We start from the raw sequence: 18,389 nt of genomic DNA, 5'->3' as shown, positions 1-18,389 counted from the left end.
CACATCACATCGTCATCACAAAGACGGTGCTTCGGCCTGGAACACACCTCACTCGCTGTAACGTCGATTGGGTGCGTACCGAACGAAAGCTGACTCGTCTGGACCGGGTCTTCGCCCGGCTGGACCGTGAGCCGGAACGACCGGCCCACATCGACGTGCCCAGGATGAGCCGGCACCGGGTGGTCCTCTTCGCGTCCACGCTCGCCTTCTACGCGGCCATCGTGTGGGCCGTCGTGATCACCTCCTGGCTGGTCCGGCTCGACTGGCAGGTCATGTTCTTCCGGCCCTACCAGCAGTGGCCGGAGATCCACGCGTTCCTCGACTACTACGTGGTCCTGGGCCAGCGGGGTCCCACGGCTGTGATGATCGCGGCCTGGCTGGGCTGGCGCTCCTGGCGGCAGCACACCCTGCGGCCGCTGCTCACGCTGGGCGCCTCGCTGCTGCTGCTCAACATCACGGTCGGCGCCGCCAAGATCAGCATGGGCCGCCTCGGTCCGCACTACGCGACCGGTGTCGGCTCGAACGAGATGTGGCTGGGCGGTGACATATTCCCTTCCGGCCACACCGCCAACGCCGTCGTGACCTGGGGCATCCTCGCTTATCTGGCCTCGACGCCGCGCGCTCGCCGCTGGCTGTCGGCCTTCTCCGCCGTGGTCTCCCTCGGCGTCGGCCTGACCACCGTGTACCTGGGTACGCACTGGCTGAGCGATGTCGTGCTCGGCTGGGCGGCGGGACTGCTGATCCTGCTGGCGCTGCCCTGGTGCGAGCCGCTGATCGCGCGTGCGGAGTCCGGCATCTTCGATCTGCGCGACGCCTGGCGCGACCGTCGCCGCGGTGCGGCTCCGGCCGGACCGGCGGAGGTTCCCGCTCCCGCGGCGCTCGCCCCGATCGGCAAGCCGGCGGCCGGTGAGCAGGAGCCGGTGGTGCGTGAGCCCGTGGCCGCCTCCCGGCCGGCGCGGGCGCCCGGTTACCTGGCCCCCGGCCCGCACCTGAGCCGCTCGGAGCGCACCCCGGTGACGCCTCTCGGCAGCCGCAGACCACCGCAGTCGGACCGAGTGACACGTGGCACCGCCTCGGCGCGGCCCCTGGCGGGTGGCTGAGCGGCAGCAGTTCGGCCGGGCCGGTACGCACACCCCACGCCCGGCACCTCGCGCCCCTGAAGGGGCAAAGCTGGGGCGCAGCCCCGCTTTGAGGGGCGCGAGGAACGGCGCGCTCAGCCCCCACCGGCCCGAAGCCACAAACGCACGCCCACCCCAGCCCCCAAGGGGCGCGGGGAACGGCGCAATCTTTTAAGGGGCGCGGGGAACGGCGCGGCGAGCCCCACCGGCCCGCACGAGGCCGGTACGAGACCCGCAGCGGAGAGCGTCACCCCTTCCAGCAGCGCGTCACCCGACCGTCCGTGACCTCGAAGTTCAGCCGCCCCACGCGATACTCCATCGTGATGATCGCGCCCGGCGGCAACGACCGCACGGCGGACCAGCCGCGCGCACGAGCCTGCCGCTCGGCGCCGCCGACCTCCAGGCCGACGTACGCGTCCGGAGTGTCGGAGGGCTCTGCGGGAGGAGTGGGAATCGGTGCCATGACGCCACGTTAGGCGCCGCAGTACGGACGGGGAACCCCGACCCCGCCACCATCCGTCACCGGTCCCTCTCCGGTCACGCTTCTGTCACAGGACATCGACACTCGTTTTGGCCGCGCCGACATCATCCGCTGCGCGTCGAGCCGTCACACGAACGGGCGGTTCCGGACGTTTTCCGCCCGCCCTCGAACGGAATTCTGAACCGCGCCGGACTATCGCCGAAGCGGCCTCGAATACCCCGGCCGAAAGCCGGTCGCCGAGCCCGTTTCCCCGCTATTCCATTCCGATTCCGTGGCGCCGCAAGGAAGTTGGCCCGCCACAGTAAATACATGGTTCAAGCACAGAACCCGTGTACGCCCCCTGTCGGAGCGCGGTGCCCCGCGAGCATCATGGCGTGAGCTTCAGGAGGCCCGGGACGCGACGAGCGAGGGGGCGGCGATGGGGACGGACACCGCGCAGGCGGCGGTACGGCCCGTACCGGTGAAGCGGCCGGGGCGGCTGGTGGTGGACTGGCTGACCACGACCGACCACAAGAAGATCGGCCACCTCTATCTGATCACCTCGTTCGCCTTCTTCCTGGTCGGCGGTCTGATGGCGCTGCTGATGCGGGCCGAGCTGGCGCGGCCGGGTACGCAGATCATCGACAACAACACGTTCAACCAGATGTTCACGATGCACGGCACGATCATGCTGCTGCTCTTCGCGACGCCGACCTTCGCCGGTTTCGCCAACGAGATCATGCCGCTGCAGATCGGCGCGCCCGACGTGGCCTTCCCCCGGCTGAACATGCTGTCGTACTGGCTGTTCCTCTTCGGTGGGCTGATCGTGCTGGGATCCCTGCTGGTGCCCCAGGGGCCCGCGAACTTCGGGTGGTTCGCGTACGCGCCGCTGAACAGCATGGAACGCTCGCCCGGTATCGGCGCCGACATGTGGATCATGGGGCTCGCGCTGGCCGGCTTCGGCACGATCCTCGGCGCGGTGAACTTCCTGACGACCATCATCGGGATGCGCGCGCCCGGCATGACGATGTTCCGGATGCCGATCTTCACCTGGAACACGCTGTTCACGTCGATCCTGATCCTGCTGGCGTTCCCGGTGCTCGCCGCGGCCCTCCTGGTCCTTGAGGCGGACCGGCGGTTCGGCTCGCAGGTCTTCGCCTCGGCCAACGGCGGGGCGCTGCTGTGGCAGCACCTGTTCTGGTTCTTCGGGCATCCCGAGGTCTACATCATCGCGCTGCCGTTCTTCGGGATCATCACGGAGATCATCCCGGTCTTCAGCCGGAAGCCGATCTTCGGCTATCTGACGCTGGTCGGCGCCACGATGGCCATCACCGGTCTGTCCGTGGTCGTGTGGGCCCATCACATGTTCGCGACGGGCGCGGTGCTGCTGCCGTTCTTCTCGTTCGTGTCGTTCCTGATCGCGGTGCCCACGGGTGTGAAGTTCTTCAACTGGACCGGCACGATGCTCAAGGGGTCCCTCTCCTTCGAGACCCCCATGCTGTGGGCGACCGGCTTCCTGGTGTCGTTCCTGTTCGGCGGTCTGACCGGGGTGATCCTGGCCTCGCCGCCGCTGGACTTCCACGTCACGGACACGTACTTCGTGGTGGCGCACTTCCACTACGTGGTGTTCGGCACCGTCGTCTTCGCGACCTTCGGCGGCTTCTACTTCTGGTGGCCCAAGTTCACCGGGAAGATGCTCGACGAACGCCTCGGCAAGCTCCACTTCTGGACGCTCTTCGTCGGCTTCCACACCACGTTCCTGGTGCAGCACTGGCTGGGCGCGGAGGGCATGCCGCGCCGCTACGCCGACTATCTGGCGGCCGACGGGTTCACCGCGCTCAACACCATCTCGTCGATCGGCGCGTTCCTGCTGGGCATGTCGACGCTGCCGTTCCTCTACAACGTCTGGAAGACGGCCAAGTACGGCGAGAAGGTCGACGCCGACGACCCCTGGGGCTTCGGCCGCTCGCTGGAGTGGGCGACCTCGTGCCCGCCGCCGCGGCACAACTTCGCCACGCTGCCCCGGATCCGTTCCGAGTCGCCGGCGTTCGACCTGCATCATCCGCGGTTCGCGGCGATCACGCCGCCCCAGACCCGCTCCGGCCAGGAGGAGAGCCCGCAGATCCGCTTCGGTCAAGAGCGTCCGAAAGCCGGTCCCGAGCAGTACTGATCGCCGCGATGAGCTCCACGGGCTCCAGCACCTCGAAGGGGAGGCCCATCAGCATGACGTGAATGACCATCACGTCGAGGCTCGCGGCGCCGGTGCGCAGCACACAGCTGTCCGGGCCCTCGGCCTCCAGGGTCCCGGCGGAGGGTGTGACGCGCTCGGCCGCCTCCTCCAGGGGCACATGAAGGCGGACGACGGCGTGCGAGGCGTACGCGCGCGTGGAGACCCCCTTGGAGACGTACGCGGCGAGGTCCTCGGCCGGTGACTCGCGAGGAGTGAAGCGCGGCCCGTGCGGCGGCCTGGGGGTGACCCGGTCGACCCGGAACGTCCGCCAGTCGCCGCGGTCCACGTCCCAGGCGACCAGGTACCAGCGGTGCTCGGTGCACACCAGCCGGTGCGGTTCGACCGTGCGGCGGGTCGGGGCGCCCTCGTGGTTCCGGTACTCGAAGCGCAGCCGCTCCGAGTCGCGGCAGGCGGCCGCGAGTTCGGTGAGGACGGCCGGGTCGACGGCGGAGGGCCGAGGGCCGCGCAGCATCGGCACGGTGAAGGCGTTCAGGGCCCCGACCCGGCGGCGCAGCCGGTGCGGCAGCACCTGTTCGAGCTTGGCGAGGGCGCGTACGGAGGTCTCGCCGATGCCCTCGATGCCCTGTCCCGCGGCGGTGCGCAGGCCGACGGCCACGGCGACGGCCTCGTCGTCGTCGAGGAGCAGCGGGGGCAGTTCGGCCCCCACGCCCAGCTGGTAGCCGCCGCCCGTGCCGGGGCTGGCGTGCACGGGGTAGCCGAGCTCCCGCAGTCGGTCGACGTCCCGGCGGACCGTGCGCGGGGTGACGCCGAGGCGGCTCGCCAGGTCGGGGCCCGACCAGTCGCGGTGCGCTTGCAGCAGCGAGAGGAGGCGCAGGAGTCTTGCCGAGGTTTCCAGCATGCGCCGAGTCTTTCAGGGCTTGCGGACAGCGGCTGTCCGCAAGGCTCTCCGCCGGAAGCCCGGCGAGGTGTCTGCGGGTGAGGTGTCTGCGGGTGCGTCGTGGCCGGCCGCGCAGTTCCCCGCCCCTTCGGGGCACTGCCCCTAGGCGGTCACCGGCGTGACCGTCACGGAGAGGTTGTTGTCGCTCGTGTAGTACGGGCCCGCCGTCACCGGGCCGAACTCCGTGTCCAGTGTGACCTTCGGGTACGTGAAGATGGGCTTCTTGTCGGCGATGTCGTCGAGCAGCCGCGCGATCCGTACCCGTGGCCCGGTCACCCCCGCCGGGCGCAGCCACAGGTCCCACACCCCCTCGGGCAGTTCGGTGTAGGCCACGGTGAAGCGGAACAGTGCCTGGTCCCGGTGGATCTCGGCCCTCGGCGCGGGTTCCGTCCCCTCGCGGCCGGCCAGCTCGGCGTACGCGTCGGGGGTGAGCGCGACCCCGTACACCTGGCCGTGGACGCCCAGTTCGCCCTCCCCTATGTGCAGTTCGCCGGCCTCCGCGTGCGGGGCGCGCAGCCAGCTGCGGACGGAGAGGTTGCCGTGCTTGGTCGCGTACGGGATGCGGACGGCGACATGACCGCGGGCGCCGCTCGGTACCCGGTCGACGAGTGAGCGCAGGTCGTTGAGGCCGGGTGTCAGGCGCTCCGGTTCGCCGTCGCCGGTCTGCGCGAAGGCGTCCCAGCGGCCCTCGGGCAGTTCGACGCTGCTGGGCAGCGCGGCGCGCAGCCGGCCGTCGGCGGACGGGGCGAGCGGCAGCCGGACCTCCTGGAGGCCGTCGCGGTGCCGCAGTACGAGGTGGGTGTCACCCGCCTCGGCGGTCTCGGCCATGTCGAAGGTGAGTCCGCCCGCGGAGTCGGCGATGCAGTCGGCGCGCAAAGACATGGCGTCGTCCTCGTCGGTGGGCAGCTGCGCGGCCTGCGGAGCCAGCGTCATCATGCGGAACGCTCCTTCCCGAATACGGTCAGTCCGGCGTCCCGAACGGCGTACGCGCTGCCGAGCAGGGCTCCTCGGGTGCGGTGCAGTGAGCCGCGCACCCGGCCGATCCTCGAGGTGCCGCCGCGCGAGACGAGACCGCTGAAGATCGATTCGTAGCGCTCGGCGATCCGTGCCGGGTCGAAGCGCTCGGAGTCCTTGAGCGCCGCGTCCGCCATCTGCCGGCGCAGCGCGTCGTCGTTGATGAGTTCGAGCAGGCCCCCTGCGATGGCCTCGACGTTCCCGACCTGCACGAGGCGTCCGTCGACACCGTTGTCGATGATCTCCCCCGGGCCGTGCGGGCAGTCGGTGGAGACGACGGGCAGGCCGCAGCGCATGGCCTCGACGATGGTCATGCCGAAGGATTCGAGGCTGGAGGTGACGGCGGCGATGGAGCCCTTGGCCCACTCGGGCTCGATGGGGTTGGCCGCGCCCATCAGTAATACGTGGTTGTAGAGGCCGAGTTCGTCGATGAGGTGACGCAGCTTGTCCTTCTGCTTTCCGCTGCCGTAGATCCTCAGGCGCCAGTCGGGCCGCTGGGCGCGCACCAGGTCGAAGGCCTTGATCAGCAGGTCGTACCGCTTGACCGGGGCGAGCCGGCCGGCCGCGACGACCCATTTGCCGGTGCCGTCGGCGGGCTCTATGCCGGGCGCGGGCACCGAGTTGGGCACGGCCTCGACATGGACGCCGGGCAGTCGCATCTTCGTGCGGTACGCGGTGGCGTCCGCCTCCGTGGTCGTGGCGACCGCGTCGAGCCGGGGGTAGGCGCCGCGCAGTTCCGTGCGCAGCCCGACGGAGTGGCTGTCGAGGGTGAGGTGCTCCTGGCCGACGCGGGCCGGGCCGCGCCTGGTCTCGCGGGCCAGATGCACGTTCAGGCCGGGGCGGGTCCCGACCACGACGTCGGCGTCGACCGTGGAGAGGTGCTCGGCGATACGGCGGTCGGTCAGGGCGCTGTACTGGTCGTAGCGGAGCTCTCCTTTCGGGAAGACCCGGGCCGGCCTCAGATGCTCGGGGTCGTCGCCCTCGTATCCGGGGCGTCCCTTGCGGAGGTCGACGAGGTGGCGCAGGCGCACGCGGGGGTTCCGTGCGAAGACCGGCTCCTCACGGTGACGGAGAACGGAGACGATCTCGACGTCGTGCTGCTCGGCAAGGGTGTTCGCAAGGTTGTACGTCGTCCGGATCGTCCCACCGATTCCGTAGGCGTTGTGTATAAGGAAAGAAATCTGCATGCGTCCCCGTATCTCCGGCTCATCCAGCTACCAGAGGGTTAGACCGGGGTACTGACGGGATGGTTGGGCTTCCTTATCACTCTGTTCCCGAACAGTTGCGCCATCGGTAGCCAGATGGGGGAACCTTTTCGCGCTCCTGTGCATCAGGGCTTGTAGGAGAGTTGCGGGACGTCGTAGCACTGGCTGTTCATGTCCCCCTGGCTCACCCATCCCCGGGCGTCCTCCCAGCGGGCCACCGACAGGCAGGTCCTGCGCGTCCTCGGCGGCTCGGGCAGGTGCTCGAAGCGGACCGGCAGCAGCAGGCCGTCGGCGGTGTACGGCTTCCCGTCCGCCATGAAGCGGTCGACGCACGCGCGCGTGACGCCCGTTTCGGCGCAGGACCGGGCCGCGTCCGTGAACCACATCGCGGCGGCCCAGCCCTCCACCTGCCACTGCGAGCGGGTCTTCAGGGACTTCGTGCCGTCGCGGAACTCCCGTACGGCCTCGTGGTCCGTGTCCTCGTAGTTGCGGCTCGCGCCCGTCGCCCACAGGGTGTTGCGGCAGCGTGGGGCGTCCTTGTAGTCCTCGCGGACGGTGGACGTCCAGTTCTGCACGTTGGTGACCTTGGCGAGGACCTCGGCGCCGACGTCGTCCATCGCCTTGCACAACTGGGCGTTGCCGTAGGTGTCTATGGCGTCGAAGACCAGGTCGGCGCCCTGTTCCTTCAGGTCGGCCGCGGCGGCGCGGAAGTTGGGCAGCGCGAAGTCGACCTGTTCGGTGACGACCTTGTAGCCCTCGGCCTTCAGGCCCCGGGTGACGAGCCGGGCGTACGCCGCCGACGCGGACTGGTTGTACGAGACGACGGCCGCCGTACGGGCGCCCTGCTTCTCCTTGAACCAGCGGTAGATCTCGGTGCCGCCGTACAGCTTCCCGTCCCAGCCGGGCTTTCCGTTCCGTGGGGCGAGGCTGCCGTAGATCCCGTAGAGATGCGGATAGGTGTCGTAGGCGGCGCCGATGGGCTGTCCGCCGATGTCGGGCACGCGCGCGTGGGACACCCGGGAGGCTCCCGCGTAGTCGAGGGCGGTCGTGGCGACGAGGGCCACCACCTCGTCCTCGTCGACGAGCCGGTGCACGCACTCGTTGTTGCCGACGCCGCTGCCGCCGTCGTCGCACGTACGGACCTCGACCCGGCGTCCCCCGATGCCACCGCGCGCGTTCAGGGCGTCGAAGTAGGCCTTCGCGCCGTCGCGCGGGCCGGTGAAGGCGTCGCCGCCGACCGGGCTGGTGGCGCTCGTGACGACGCCCACCCGGATCGGCTCCGCGGTGGTGCGGGCGGGCGTGCGGCCGGGCCGGTCCTCGAAGTCGCTCTCGGGGAGACGGCTGCCGCAGGCCGTGCCCAGCAGGAGCAGCAGGCCCACGACAGCCGATTCAGCAACCCGGGCCCGGCGAGGCATTGCCGCTCAGAGTGACAAGACCGCACAGCGTCTTGACGGACACCTTCCACGTGTCGTCCTGCTCGACGGAGGTCCCGGCCGCGTCCGGCATGACCGTGGCGCCCTTCAGGGTCAGCGTGTACGTCACGTTCGCCTCGGTCGGCGAGGTGAAGGCGACCTTGCCGACCTTCGCCTCGACCTGCCCGCCCCGCTCGTCGCCGCTGAAGCTCTTCAGGACCTGGCCCATCGCGTCGCCGTTCTCCAGGACCGCCTGTTTCTCCTTCGTGGGGACCGCGGGGTCGAAGAACTTCTCCCAGTTCTCCTTGATCTCCTTCTCGGCCGCCGCCGGATCGTCCGGAGCGCTGGCGCTCGGACTCGGCTCGGCCGTCGTGGACCGTTCCGCGGAGGGCGAGGGCGGATCGGTGTCGTCACCGCCGCTGTCGTCGCCGCACGCCGTGAGGGCCGGGGCGAGCACGAGCACCGCCACCACCAGCCCCCGGCCTGTCCCCCGCCTGAGGTCGCTCCCGAGAACCATCTGGCTCACCACCGGGTGTCGGTCCGGGCCATGCGCGCCCGGAGCTTTCAGGGTCAGCTTGTAGAAGGCATAGTGCAAGTCCGTCGGCGCACTTGGAAGACATCGGCGGACATGGAAGACAGCCGCACGCATACAGCCGGACACATCACGTGGAGCCCCCATGCGGACTGCTCGACAGCGGAATGTGCGTCCCGTCCTGTGGGCCGGGTGGGCCGCGCTCGCCTCGGGCGCGGTGCTGTGCGTCCTCGGCTGGTACGGGATCTCCGGCGAGCGGTACGCGGAACGGCAGTTGCCGTATCTCGCGTCCTGCACGGTGCCGGGTGCGGCCCTGATCATCGCCGCCGCGGTCCTCCTCACCCACGGCAGGAACGCCCTCGCGGCGACCCGCGTGGAGGAGCTGTACGGGCTCCTGGTGGCGGCCGACCCCGATGACGCGACCGCCGCCGACGGGAGCGTCGCCGGACAGTCGACGGCCGCGCCCGTGGCCGTCAGCGGTGACCTGCTGATGGTGCCGGGCGGCACCCTGTGGCACCGCGCGGACTGCCCGCTCGTCACCGGGAAGCCCGAGGCGCTGCCGGTCGACTCACGGGTCCTCTCGGGCGGGGACCTGGCCCCCTGCCCGATCTGCGAACCCACCGCCTCGGACGACCCGCCGGACACCCCTTCCGGCCACCCCTCGGGCAACTCCTCGGACGACTCCCCGTCCGAGCCGGCCGGCTGATGGCGTCGCTGACGTACGACCTCACGCTCGCCGGTCTCTCCGTGGGCAGCGCCGCCGCGCTCACCGGGATCGGCCTGGTCGTCACCCACCGGGCGACCGGAGTCCTCAACTTCGCGCACGGCGCGATCGCGATGGTCTGCGCCTGTCTGCTGCGCCAGTTCACCGTCGAGTGGCACTGGCCGCTCGCGCTCGCCGCGCCGCTCACGCTGCTCGTGGTGGCTCCGGCGGTCGGGGTGGCGCTGGAACGATTCGTCTTCCGCCCTCTGTCCGTCCTCGGCGGCGACCCCGCGCAGACCCTCGTGGCGTCCATCGGCGTGTTCGTCCTGCTCGTCGGCGGGGCGGTGCTCGTGTGGGGGCCCGGCGCACGCCCGGACGCGCCGACGCTCGTCCCCGCGGACCCCTGGGGGCAGCTTGCGGTGACGCTCGTGCTGGCCGCCGGCGTGGGGGCGGTGATCCGCTGGACCCGCTTCGGCCGGGAACTGCGGGCCGTCGTCGACGACCGTCCGCTCGCCGCGCTGGGAGGCGTCGACGCGGACCGGGTGGCCGCGGCGGGCTGGGCGTTCGGCTCGTTCACCGCGGGCCTGACCGGGGTGCTGCTGGCTCCGTACGTACGCCTGGACCCGTACGGCATGCCCCTGTTGGTGATGGAGGTGGTGGCGGTCGCGGTGGCCGCCCGGATGCGCAGTCTGCCGGTGGCCGTGGTGGTGGCCCTGGGCATCGGCGTCGCCCAGAGCCAGCTGACCCGGCTGCACCCGTCGGGCTGGCGGGAACCGCTCCTCCAGGCGGTGGGCGCGAACCTCTTCGTCGTCGCCCTGCTGGTCGCCGCCCTGGTGCTGCCGGGGATCGGCACCCGCGACGCCCTCCCGCGCACGGCGACGGCCCGGGTGGCGACCCCGCCGGGCGCCTGGATCGTCGCGGTGGTCCTGTTCCTGCTCCCCCTGGGCTTCGCGGGCTCGGACCTGCACACCTCCGTCCAGGTACCGGCGCTGGGCGTCGTCCTCCTGTCCCTGGTCGTCGTCACGGGCCGCGGCGGCCAGATCTCCCTGGGCCAGGCCGCGTACGCGGGTCTCGGCGCCCTCTTCACGGCGCTGCTGGCGGCGGGCCGCTTCCCCGGCCTGCCCGAACTCCCGGAACTGGCCGCGCTCCTGGCCGCCGTGGTCCTGGTGGCCCCGCTCGGCCTGCTGACCGGCTGGCCCGCCATCGGCCGGCACGGTCTGGCCCTCGCCCTCGCGACCTTCGCGGTGGGCGTCGGCGTCAGCCGCTTCGTCTTCGCCCAGCCGTACGCGACCTCGGGCCTGACCCTGGGCCGCCCCGCCGGCTTCGACGGCGACCGCGCCTACTACGTACTCGAACTGGGCCTGCTCGCGGGCGCGTTGCTGGCCGCCCACGCGCTGCGCCGGGGCCGTACGGGCCGGGCGCTGGCCGCGATGCGGGACCACGAGGCGGGCGCCTCGGCGGCGGGCGTCCGCGTCCCGGCGCTCAAGCTGACGGCCTTCGTGGCGGGCGCCGCCCTGGCCGCGCTGGGCGGCGGCATGCTCGGCATGGGCCTGCGCGCCTTCGACCCGGCGGCGTACGACCCGGTCCGCGGGCTGCTGTGGTTCGCCGCGATCGTGGTGCTCGGCGCCGACAGCGTTCTCGGCGCCCTGCTCGCGGCGGCCCTCCTGGTCGGCCTGGACGCGGGCACCCGGGGCGGCGTGGCGGCGGCGGTCGTCGGAGTCCTCGCGGTTCTCGTGGGCCGCTTCCCCGGCGGCCCGTACGAGGCCCTGCGGCCCGCCGCCGAACGCCTGCGGCTGCGCCGGGAGCCGACGCTGACTCCGTTGGGGATCGGTGTGCGCCGACGGCTGCGGGCGCCGGTCCGGGGTTCCGGTGCGTCCCGGGGACCGACGGCGACGAGGGTGACCGGGGCGGGGGTGCGCGGCGCCCCCGACACACTGCGCTTCCGCACCGGCGGGCACCCGCTGGTGCGGCGACCGGTGCCACCGGTCGGGTCCGACGCAGACGGGGCCGGTGCGCCATGGCCGTCCGGCACGGCGCGGCGGACCGGGCCCGGCCGGGGCACGCGCTCCGGGCCGCCACCCGCGGCGGACACGGAAGCCTCCGGTGGCGCCACCGGCGCGGGCGGACGCGGCGGTGCCGTGCTCGGCCCGGCTCACGCCGAACACCCCCCGGGGACCACGGGCGTGCCGCGCGTCCCGACTCCGGTGGCACCGTCGCCGCGCCGCCCCGGAACCGCTCCCCGGGCCGACTTCGTGGCGCCCGGCCGCCCCGTCCTGCGCGCCCGCGCCCTGCGCGTCGCCTACGACGGGTTCACCGCTCTGGACGGTGTCGACCTCGATCTCCCGCCCGGCCGGATCACCGCGGTCGTCGGCCCCAACGGCGCCGGGAAGAGCACACTGTTCCACTGTCTCGCCGGAACCGTGCGGCCGGTGTCGGGCAGGGTCGCGCTCGGGGAACGGGACATCACCCGGCTGCCCGCCCACACCCGGACGCGGCTCGGCATCGCCCGCACGTTCCAGCAGTTGGCCGTCTTCCCGACCCTGACCGTGGCCGAGAACGTACGCGTGGGCGCCGAGCAGGGGCGTGTCGCGGGCCCTGGAGCGGTCGAGCGGGCCCTGCGGCTGCTCGGCCTCGACGGGGCCGTACGGGCGCTGCCGGCGGCGGGCCTGCCCACCGGGACCCTGCGGCGGGTGGAGCTCGCCCGGGCCCTCGCGGGAAGCCCACGGGTCCTGCTGCTGGACGAGCCCGCGGCCGGGCTCGACACGGGCGAGGTGACGGCGCTGGCCCGCGTGCTGCGGGCCCTCGCCGCCGACGGAACGGCCCTGCTCGTCGTCGAGCACGACCTCGACCTGGTGGCCGACCTCGCCGACACCGTGCACGTCATGACCGCGGGCCGCGTCGTCGCCGCGGGCCCCGCCGGCCACATGCTCGAAGGACTCGGCACGGCGGTCGAGGGGCTCGGCACGGCGGTAGACGGATGAGCGCCGCCCCGGGCGTCCCCGGGCGCCCTCCCGGTATCTCACTGCGCCACGCGCGCGTGCGCTACGGCCCGTTGGAGGCCCTGCACGGTGTCACCCTCCACGCGCCCGCCACCGGCGTCACCGTCCTGCTCGGCCGCAACGGCTCGGGCCGGACGACCGCGCTCCGCGCCCTGGCCGGCTCCGCGCCCCTTTCCCACGGCGCCGTGATCTGGGACGGCGCCGACGTCACCCGGCTGCCCGCGTACGCACGGGCCCGCCGGGGTCTGTGCCTCGTCCCGGACCGCCGTGCCGTCTTCGGCTCGCTCACCGTCCGCGAGAACCTCGAACTCGCCGCACCGGGCAGGCCCTTCGCGCCCGCCCTCGACGCCTACCCCCAGCTGGGCGCCCTGCTGACCCGGAGAGCGGGCACGCTCTCCGGCGGAGAGCAGCGCTTGCTCGCCCTCTCCCGCGCCCTGCTGGCACGCGCGCGCGTGATCCTCGTCGACGAGCCAGCGCAGGGCATGTCCCCGACGGTCGCGGCCCGCACGTACGAGCTGCTGCGCGGCCTCGACGCCTGCGTGGTCGTGGCCGAACAACGGCTCCCGCCCGGCCTGAGCCACGGGACGACGATCGTGTACGAGCTCCGGCGCGGCGCGGTCGTGTTCAGCGGAGAGGCGACGGAGACGGCGGTGACTGGACCGGCCGGGTCGAGGGCACCGGCGAAACCGGCGTGACCGGCGGGGACGAAGGGGCCGGGGGAACCGTGGGAGCAGAGGTGATCGACGGGACCGGCTTGGTCGGCTTGATCGACGTAGCCGGCCTGGTCGGCTCGGTCGGCTGCGTCGAGGGGGCCGGTGGAGCCGACGGAGCCGGTCGGCTCGGGGCGGGCGCGGGCCTGCTCCCGCCCCCGCTCTGAGCGGTGAGCGGCCGTCCCGGGCCCGCGCCCGCCGGAAGCCGCAGCATCGTGCCGACGTTCAGGATGTTCGGGTGCGCGCCGACCGTCCGCCGGTTGAGCTTGTAGAGCGCCTGCCATCCACCCTTGAGGCGGTACCGGCGTGCGATCGACGAGAGCGACTCCTCCGGCTTCACCACATGCGCCCGGCCCTTGAGCCCGTACCTCTTGGAACAGACGGGCCACGCCTTCCAGCCCTGGACGCGCAGCACCTCCTCCGCGACCTTGATCTGCTCGTCACGCGTGGCCAGATCGGCTCGCCGCGCGTAGGCCAGGCCGCCGAACGCCCGCCAGGTGGGCTGCCAGAACTGCAGCCCGCCGTAGAAGGAGTTCCCGGTGTTCGCGTTCCAGCGTCCGCCGCTCTCGCACTTCGCGACGCAGCCCCACGGCCACCGGTCCTTCGCACAGGCGTACGGCGCCCGGGCCGCCGCGGGGCCTGCGGCCGGAGGCGGTGGTGCCGCGGCGGCCTCCGCGGGGGCCAGGAGGGCCAGGACCGCGACGACGACAGCCGCGTACCGCATGCGCTTGATCGACATCGGGCCACGCTAGGCGGGGGGTCCGCCGTCGGGGACGTGCCGCGCGGCGGGTTGACGGGGCCCCACCCGGTCGGCGGACCGGGGAGGGCCCCGGGGCCCCGCGGGCCCGATGAGGGCTGAGCGCGCAGTTCCCCGCGCCCCTGAGGGGCGGAAGCAGGGGCGCAGCCCCGCTTCTGAGGGGCGCGGGGAACTGCGCGGCCAACCCCCACCGGCCGACAGCGAACTCCGGCCCGGGGCCCCCGCCTCAGACCTTCAGCCGCTGTCCGGGGACGATGACGTCGGGGTCCCCGCCGATGACGGCCCGGTTCGCGGCATAGACCCGCTGCCAAGTGGTCCCGTGCCGCGCGGCGATACCGCTCAACGTGTCACCGCTGCGAACGGTGTAGTCGCCACGGGACGAGCCACGACCGGTGTGCCCCTTCGACCGCGTCGAACGCTCCGTCGCCTTCGGCTTCTTCGCCGGCTTCGACGGAGCGGCCTTGGTGGAGCCGGCCGCGGCCGCCGCCGGAGCGCTGCCGGACGCCCCCGCCCGGGCCGCACAGGTGGGCCACGCACCCCACCCCTGCGCGCGCTGCACCTTGGAGGCGACAGCGATCTGCTGCGCCTTGGAGGCCTTGTCGGCGGTGGACGCGTAGGCCGAACCGCCGTACGCGCGCCAGGTGCCGGCGGAGAACTGCAGCCCTCCGTAGTAGCCGTTCCCGGTGTTGATGTGCCAGTTGCCGCCGCTCTCGCACTGGGCGATGCGGTCCCACACCCCGCTGTCCGCAGCGGCGGCGTTGCCGTTCGCGGCGAGCAGTCCCAGCGGGGCGAGCAGGGCCGCCCCGGCGAGAACCGCGGTCGTACGAGCCTTACGGGTGTTGTCGGCACATTCGGACATGTATTTCCCTCTCGAAGGACCCGGGGTCCCCCGAAGCGGTACGGGACTTCCGCGTTCCGAAGCGGTCGCCCCGACCCACCCCGTCCGCCGGAGGTGGTGCTGATGGTGCGGATGGTGCCGGTGGCCCTTCTGGTCGGTCGGCAGTGCGGCCGGCGGACGTACCCGAGCGGTGCTCGCTGCACACGGCGGAGCAATGTAGAGAGTGGAGGGGCCCGATTTCAACCAACTCATTGTCATTCCAGGCCAGTTCGCCATTACCGTAGGTATCGTCGAATTTGAGCCACCCACTTCATTCGTTGATTTCCTGATTTGTCGACCATCGACCCTGTTGATCTGTGACCCACCTCACCGGATCAACCTCCTTGCAGAGCACAGCAGTTGGCGTGGAGTGACGGATTCCGCCGACGGGTTCACCCTGTGCGCAGGATGGTTCGATTCCGTTCGCTCCCGGGCGTGACCCCCGCCACAGATCCTCCGTTGTCTTCTTCATGAGCCGGGAACCCATCCGGTTCACGGACCGGGAGCCCCCGGCCACAACACGCACCGCATCCCGAGGAGCACCCCGTGCCGCGCATGCTCGACGTCAGCGACGACGTACGCGCCGAGATCGGCGACGAAGAAGCCGACCGGCTGCTCGCAGGCGAGAACGCCCCGGGCAGTTACGACTGCACGTCCTGCCGCACCCAGGGCGACTCCGAACAGGAGCGGACCAGCACCGTCCTGTTCATCGGCGACGAGACGGCCGTACTCGCGTTCGCCCACTCCACCTGCCTGCCCTCGCAGGTCGTCCAGGTGACCGAGGAGCAGCTGCAGGGCGCCGTCCGGTCCATCACCGGGGACGAGCGTCCCTCCGAGGCCCTGCCCGAGCAGGCCGTCCTCGGCGTCACCAGCGGGCTGATCCTGCTCGGCGGCGAACTGCACCCCGCGCTCGTCGTCGAACCGACCGGGCGCATCGCCCGGCCGGGCACCACGGGAGGCGGCGGCGACGACTTCCTGCCGCTCCTCATCGAGCAGGGCTTCATGCCGGTGAGTCAGCTCACCGAGGTGCCGCCCGTGCTGCACGGCTGGTCCGTGCTGCTCGCCGTGGGCCAGCTGCACGCGGTCCTGCAGCCCAGCAGCAGCGGCGGCTCCCCCGTCGCCTGGTGGCAGGCCCACCAGCCGCTCCAGGTCACCGACAGCTGGCGGGCGGCCGCCAACAAGCACCAGCAGGTGCTGCTGTTCGCGGCCCCGGTCGGCACGATCGGCCGTCAGCCCCGCGAGGACCTGCTGCGCGACGCCCTCGACAAGGCCGCGGTGAGCGGCCGGCTGGTGGCGAGCGCGATGCCCCTGGCCGGTACCTGAGCACCGGCGGCACCGGCCCCCCGCGGACGCCGGGCGCACTCCCTGTGACCTGCGAAAGCGGACCGTCGGCCGCATCCGAAGGGCGGCGTCGTCGTTGGCACGTACGTGCACACCTACGACGCCCCCCGCCGCCTGCCCTACTCGTCCCCGATCCCGGCCATGCGGCCGGCCCAGGACCTCACGGGCAGCACTTCGGCCACCCCGATCTACGACGCGCTCTACGCGGAGTACCTCAGGACCTTCCGGGCCCTGCCGGGCGACCGCAGCGGCGAGGAGGAGATGGGTTTCACGGCCTTCGGGACCCCGTACGGGCCTGCTCTGCACGGCTCCGGCCCGCACGGGTCGGGTGCGCACGGTGCGGGCCTGCTCGGCGGTGGTTCGTACGCCTCGGGTTCCTACACACCGACCGTGTACGGCATGCGGCACGTCGCCGGGCAGCACCAGACGGGGTACGCGTCCGCGCACCAGAGCCAGACGGTCGCCTCCGGCTGGCAGCCGACGGCGCGGCAGCACGCCACGGGCCTGATGCCGGCGGCGCTGCCGCCGGGGCCGCGCAGGGAACGCTGAGGTGAGCCGACGGGTGAACGGGAGAGGGCCCCTGCGTCGCGCAGGGGCCCTCTCCCGTGTCCGTGTGCACCGCTCGTGCGGCTACTTGTTCCGGCCGCGCTTCTCGCGCACCCGCACCGAGATATGGATCGGCGTTCCCTCGAAGCCGAACTCCTCCCGCAGACGGCGCTCCACGAAGCGGCGGTAGCCGTGCTCGATGAAGCCCGAGGAGAAGAGCACGAAGCGCGGCGGCTTGGTGCCCGCCTGCGTGCCGAAGAGGATGCGCGGCTGCTTGCCGCCCCGGATCGGGTGCGGGTGGGCGGCGACCAGCTCGCCCAGGAAGGCGTTGAGGCGGCCCGTCGGGACCCGCGCCTCCCAGCCCGCCAGCGCGGCCTCGATCGCCGGGACCAGCTTCTCCATGTGGCGGCCGGTACGCGCCGAGACGTTGACCCGCGGCGCCCACGCCACCTGGAGGAGCTCGGTCTCGATCTCCCGCTCCAGGTAGTAGCGGCGCTCCTCGTCGAGGGAGTCCCACTTGTTGAAGGCGAGGACGATCGCGCGGCCCGCCTCGACCGCCATCGTCACGATGCGCTGGTCCTGGACGCTGATGTTCTCGCTGGCGTCCAGCAGGATGACCGCGACCTCCGCCTTCTCGACGGCGGCGGCGGTGCGCAGCGAGGCGTAGTAGTCGGCGCCCTGCTGGAGGTGGACGCGCTTGCGGATACCGGCCGTGTCGATGAACTTCCAGGTGACACCGCCGAGCTCGATGAGCTCGTCGACCGGGTCGCGCGTGGTGCCCGCGACCTCGTTGACGACCACGCGGTCCTCGCCGGCCACCTTGTTCAGCAGCGACGACTTGCCGACGTTCGGACGGCCGATGAGCGCGATGCGGCGGGGGCCGCCGACCGCGATGCCGAAGGTCTGCGCCGGGGCGTCGGGCAGCGCCTCCAGGACGGCGTCCAGCATGTCGCCGGTGCCACGGCCGTGCAGCGCGGAGACCGGGTGCGGCTCGCCGAGGCCCAGGGACCAGAGGTACGAGGCGTCGGCCTCGCCGCTCAGGCCGTCGACCTTGTTGGCGCACAGGACGACGGGCTTGCCGGCCTTGCGCAGCAGCCGGACGACCGCCTCGTCGGTGTCGGTGGCGCCGACCTTGGCGTCGACGACGAAGACGACCGCGTCGGCCGCCTCGATCGCGAACTCGGCCTGCGCGGCCACGGACGCGTCGATGCCGAGGACGTCCTGCTCCCAGCCGCCGGTGTCGACGAGCTTGAAGCGGCGGCCCGCCCACTCCGCGTCGTAGGTGACGCGGTCGCGGGTGACGCCCGGCTTGTCCTCGACGACGGCCTCTCGGCGGCCGATGATCCGGTTCACCAGGGTCGACTTGCCGACATTCGGACGGCCGACGACGGCGAGGATCGGAAGCGGGCCGTGGCCCGCCGCCTCAAGCGCGCCCTCGATGTCCTCGGCCTCGAAGCCCTCTTCCGCGGCGAGCTCCATGAACTCCGCGTACTCGGCATCGCCAAGCGCCCCGTGCTCGTGCTCCGAGCCGTCGGGCTGGATCTGGTCGTTCATGAAGTCCGTACCTCGTTCATCGTGGTGATCGGT

At 72.2% G+C, this 18,389-nt stretch carries 16 protein-coding genes; 7 read left to right on the top strand and 9 right to left on the bottom strand.

Annotated elements, in window-relative coordinates; genetic code table 11:
- Positions 1-71: 71 nt before the first annotated feature.
- The gene (locus OHS59_RS34575; protein ID WP_328497276.1) at positions 72-1,100 is read left to right on the top strand and encodes a phosphatase PAP2 family protein; all 1,029 of its coding nucleotides are present in this window, start codon (positions 72-74) and stop codon (positions 1,098-1,100) included.
- A gap of 265 nt (positions 1,101-1,365) precedes the next feature.
- Here the strand turns inward: OHS59_RS34575 and OHS59_RS34570 are convergent, their stop codons facing one another.
- A complete protein-coding gene (locus OHS59_RS34570) occupies positions 1,366-1,581 on the bottom strand; it encodes an I78 family peptidase inhibitor (protein ID WP_328497275.1) in 216 nt (71 codons plus the stop codon).
- Positions 1,582-2,017: 436 nt separating this feature from the next.
- Between OHS59_RS34570 and ctaD the strand changes: the two genes are divergently transcribed.
- Positions 2,018-3,748 carry an aa3-type cytochrome oxidase subunit I gene (gene ctaD, locus OHS59_RS34565; protein WP_328497274.1) on the top strand — a complete coding sequence of 577 codons (1,731 nt, stop codon included), beginning with the start codon at positions 2,018-2,020 and terminating at the stop codon, positions 3,746-3,748.
- On the opposite strand, the gene OHS59_RS34560 is transcribed toward ctaD, so the two are convergent.
- From OHS59_RS34560 to OHS59_RS34540, 5 genes are all read right to left on the bottom strand, one after another.
- A complete protein-coding gene (locus OHS59_RS34560) occupies positions 3,657-4,667 on the bottom strand; it encodes a helix-turn-helix transcriptional regulator (RefSeq protein WP_328497273.1) in 1,011 nt (336 codons plus the stop codon). The genes ctaD and OHS59_RS34560 overlap by 92 nt on opposite strands.
- Before the next feature lie 141 nt (positions 4,668-4,808).
- Positions 4,809-5,642, bottom strand: a complete 834-nt coding sequence (locus tag OHS59_RS34555; RefSeq protein ID WP_328497272.1) for a hypothetical protein — start codon at positions 5,640-5,642, stop codon at positions 4,809-4,811.
- The gene (locus OHS59_RS34550; protein WP_328497271.1) at positions 5,639-6,907 is read right to left on the bottom strand and encodes a glycosyltransferase family 4 protein; all 1,269 of its coding nucleotides are present in this window, start codon (positions 6,905-6,907) and stop codon (positions 5,639-5,641) included. Before OHS59_RS34550 ends, OHS59_RS34555 begins: the two co-directional genes overlap by 4 nt.
- A 143-nt stretch (positions 6,908-7,050) precedes the next feature.
- Positions 7,051-8,340: an ABC transporter substrate-binding protein gene (locus tag OHS59_RS34545; protein WP_328497270.1), complete on the bottom strand. Its 1,290-nt coding sequence runs from the start codon at positions 8,338-8,340 to the stop codon at positions 7,051-7,053.
- Positions 8,315-8,854 (bottom strand): hypothetical protein, encoded by a 540-nt coding sequence (locus tag OHS59_RS34540; protein WP_328497269.1) that lies wholly within the window; start codon positions 8,852-8,854, stop codon positions 8,315-8,317. Before OHS59_RS34540 ends, OHS59_RS34545 begins: the two co-directional genes overlap by 26 nt.
- A 160-nt stretch (positions 8,855-9,014) precedes the next feature.
- On the opposite strand from OHS59_RS34540, the gene OHS59_RS34535 reads away from it, so the two are divergent.
- Genes OHS59_RS34535 through OHS59_RS34525 form a run of 3 tightly spaced genes read left to right on the top strand, consistent with a single transcriptional unit; the run spans position 9,015 to position 13,266 of the window.
- Complete coding sequence (locus tag OHS59_RS34535) at positions 9,015-9,575, top strand: hypothetical protein (protein ID WP_328497268.1); 561 nt, start codon at positions 9,015-9,017, stop codon at positions 9,573-9,575.
- Positions 9,575-12,553 (top strand): ABC transporter permease subunit, encoded by a 2,979-nt coding sequence (locus tag OHS59_RS34530; RefSeq protein WP_328497267.1) that lies wholly within the window; start codon positions 9,575-9,577, stop codon positions 12,551-12,553. The genes OHS59_RS34535 and OHS59_RS34530 overlap by 1 nt, the downstream gene beginning before the upstream one ends.
- Entirely contained in the window at positions 12,550-13,266 is a 717-nt protein-coding gene (locus OHS59_RS34525) for an ATP-binding cassette domain-containing protein (protein ID WP_328497266.1), read from the top strand. The genes OHS59_RS34530 and OHS59_RS34525 overlap by 4 nt, the downstream gene beginning before the upstream one ends.
- Here the strand turns inward: OHS59_RS34525 and OHS59_RS34520 are convergent.
- Positions 13,196-14,020 carry a LysM peptidoglycan-binding domain-containing protein gene (locus OHS59_RS34520; RefSeq protein WP_328497265.1) on the bottom strand — a complete coding sequence of 275 codons (825 nt, stop codon included), beginning with the start codon at positions 14,018-14,020 and terminating at the stop codon, positions 13,196-13,198. The two genes, OHS59_RS34525 and OHS59_RS34520, sit on opposite strands and share 71 nt — an antisense overlap.
- Positions 14,021-14,264: 244 nt before the next feature.
- The gene (locus OHS59_RS34515) at positions 14,265-14,897 is read right to left on the bottom strand and encodes a LysM peptidoglycan-binding domain-containing protein (protein ID WP_328497264.1); all 633 of its coding nucleotides are present in this window, start codon (positions 14,895-14,897) and stop codon (positions 14,265-14,267) included.
- A 564-nt stretch (positions 14,898-15,461) separates the two neighbouring features.
- Here OHS59_RS34515 and OHS59_RS34510 point away from each other — a divergent pair.
- Positions 15,462-16,238: a hypothetical protein gene (locus OHS59_RS34510; protein WP_328497263.1), complete on the top strand. Its 777-nt coding sequence runs from the start codon at positions 15,462-15,464 to the stop codon at positions 16,236-16,238.
- 105 nt (positions 16,239-16,343) lie between these two features.
- Positions 16,344-16,805 (top strand): hypothetical protein, encoded by a 462-nt coding sequence (locus tag OHS59_RS34505; RefSeq protein ID WP_328497262.1) that lies wholly within the window; start codon positions 16,344-16,346, stop codon positions 16,803-16,805.
- 81 nt (positions 16,806-16,886) lie between these two features.
- On the opposite strand, the gene der is transcribed toward OHS59_RS34505, so the two are convergent.
- The gene (der, locus tag OHS59_RS34500) at positions 16,887-18,356 is read right to left on the bottom strand and encodes a ribosome biogenesis GTPase Der (protein ID WP_328497261.1); all 1,470 of its coding nucleotides are present in this window, start codon (positions 18,354-18,356) and stop codon (positions 16,887-16,889) included.
- Between the last annotated feature and the right edge of the window lie 33 nt (positions 18,357-18,389).

Origin of the sequence: Streptomyces sp. NBC_00414, from assembly GCF_036038375.1 — a bacterium.
Classification (GTDB): Bacteria; Actinomycetota; Actinomycetes; order Streptomycetales; family Streptomycetaceae; genus Streptomyces.
The sequence above is the reverse complement of the archived record's forward strand: the minus strand, read 5'-3'. Positions and strand labels throughout refer to the sequence as shown.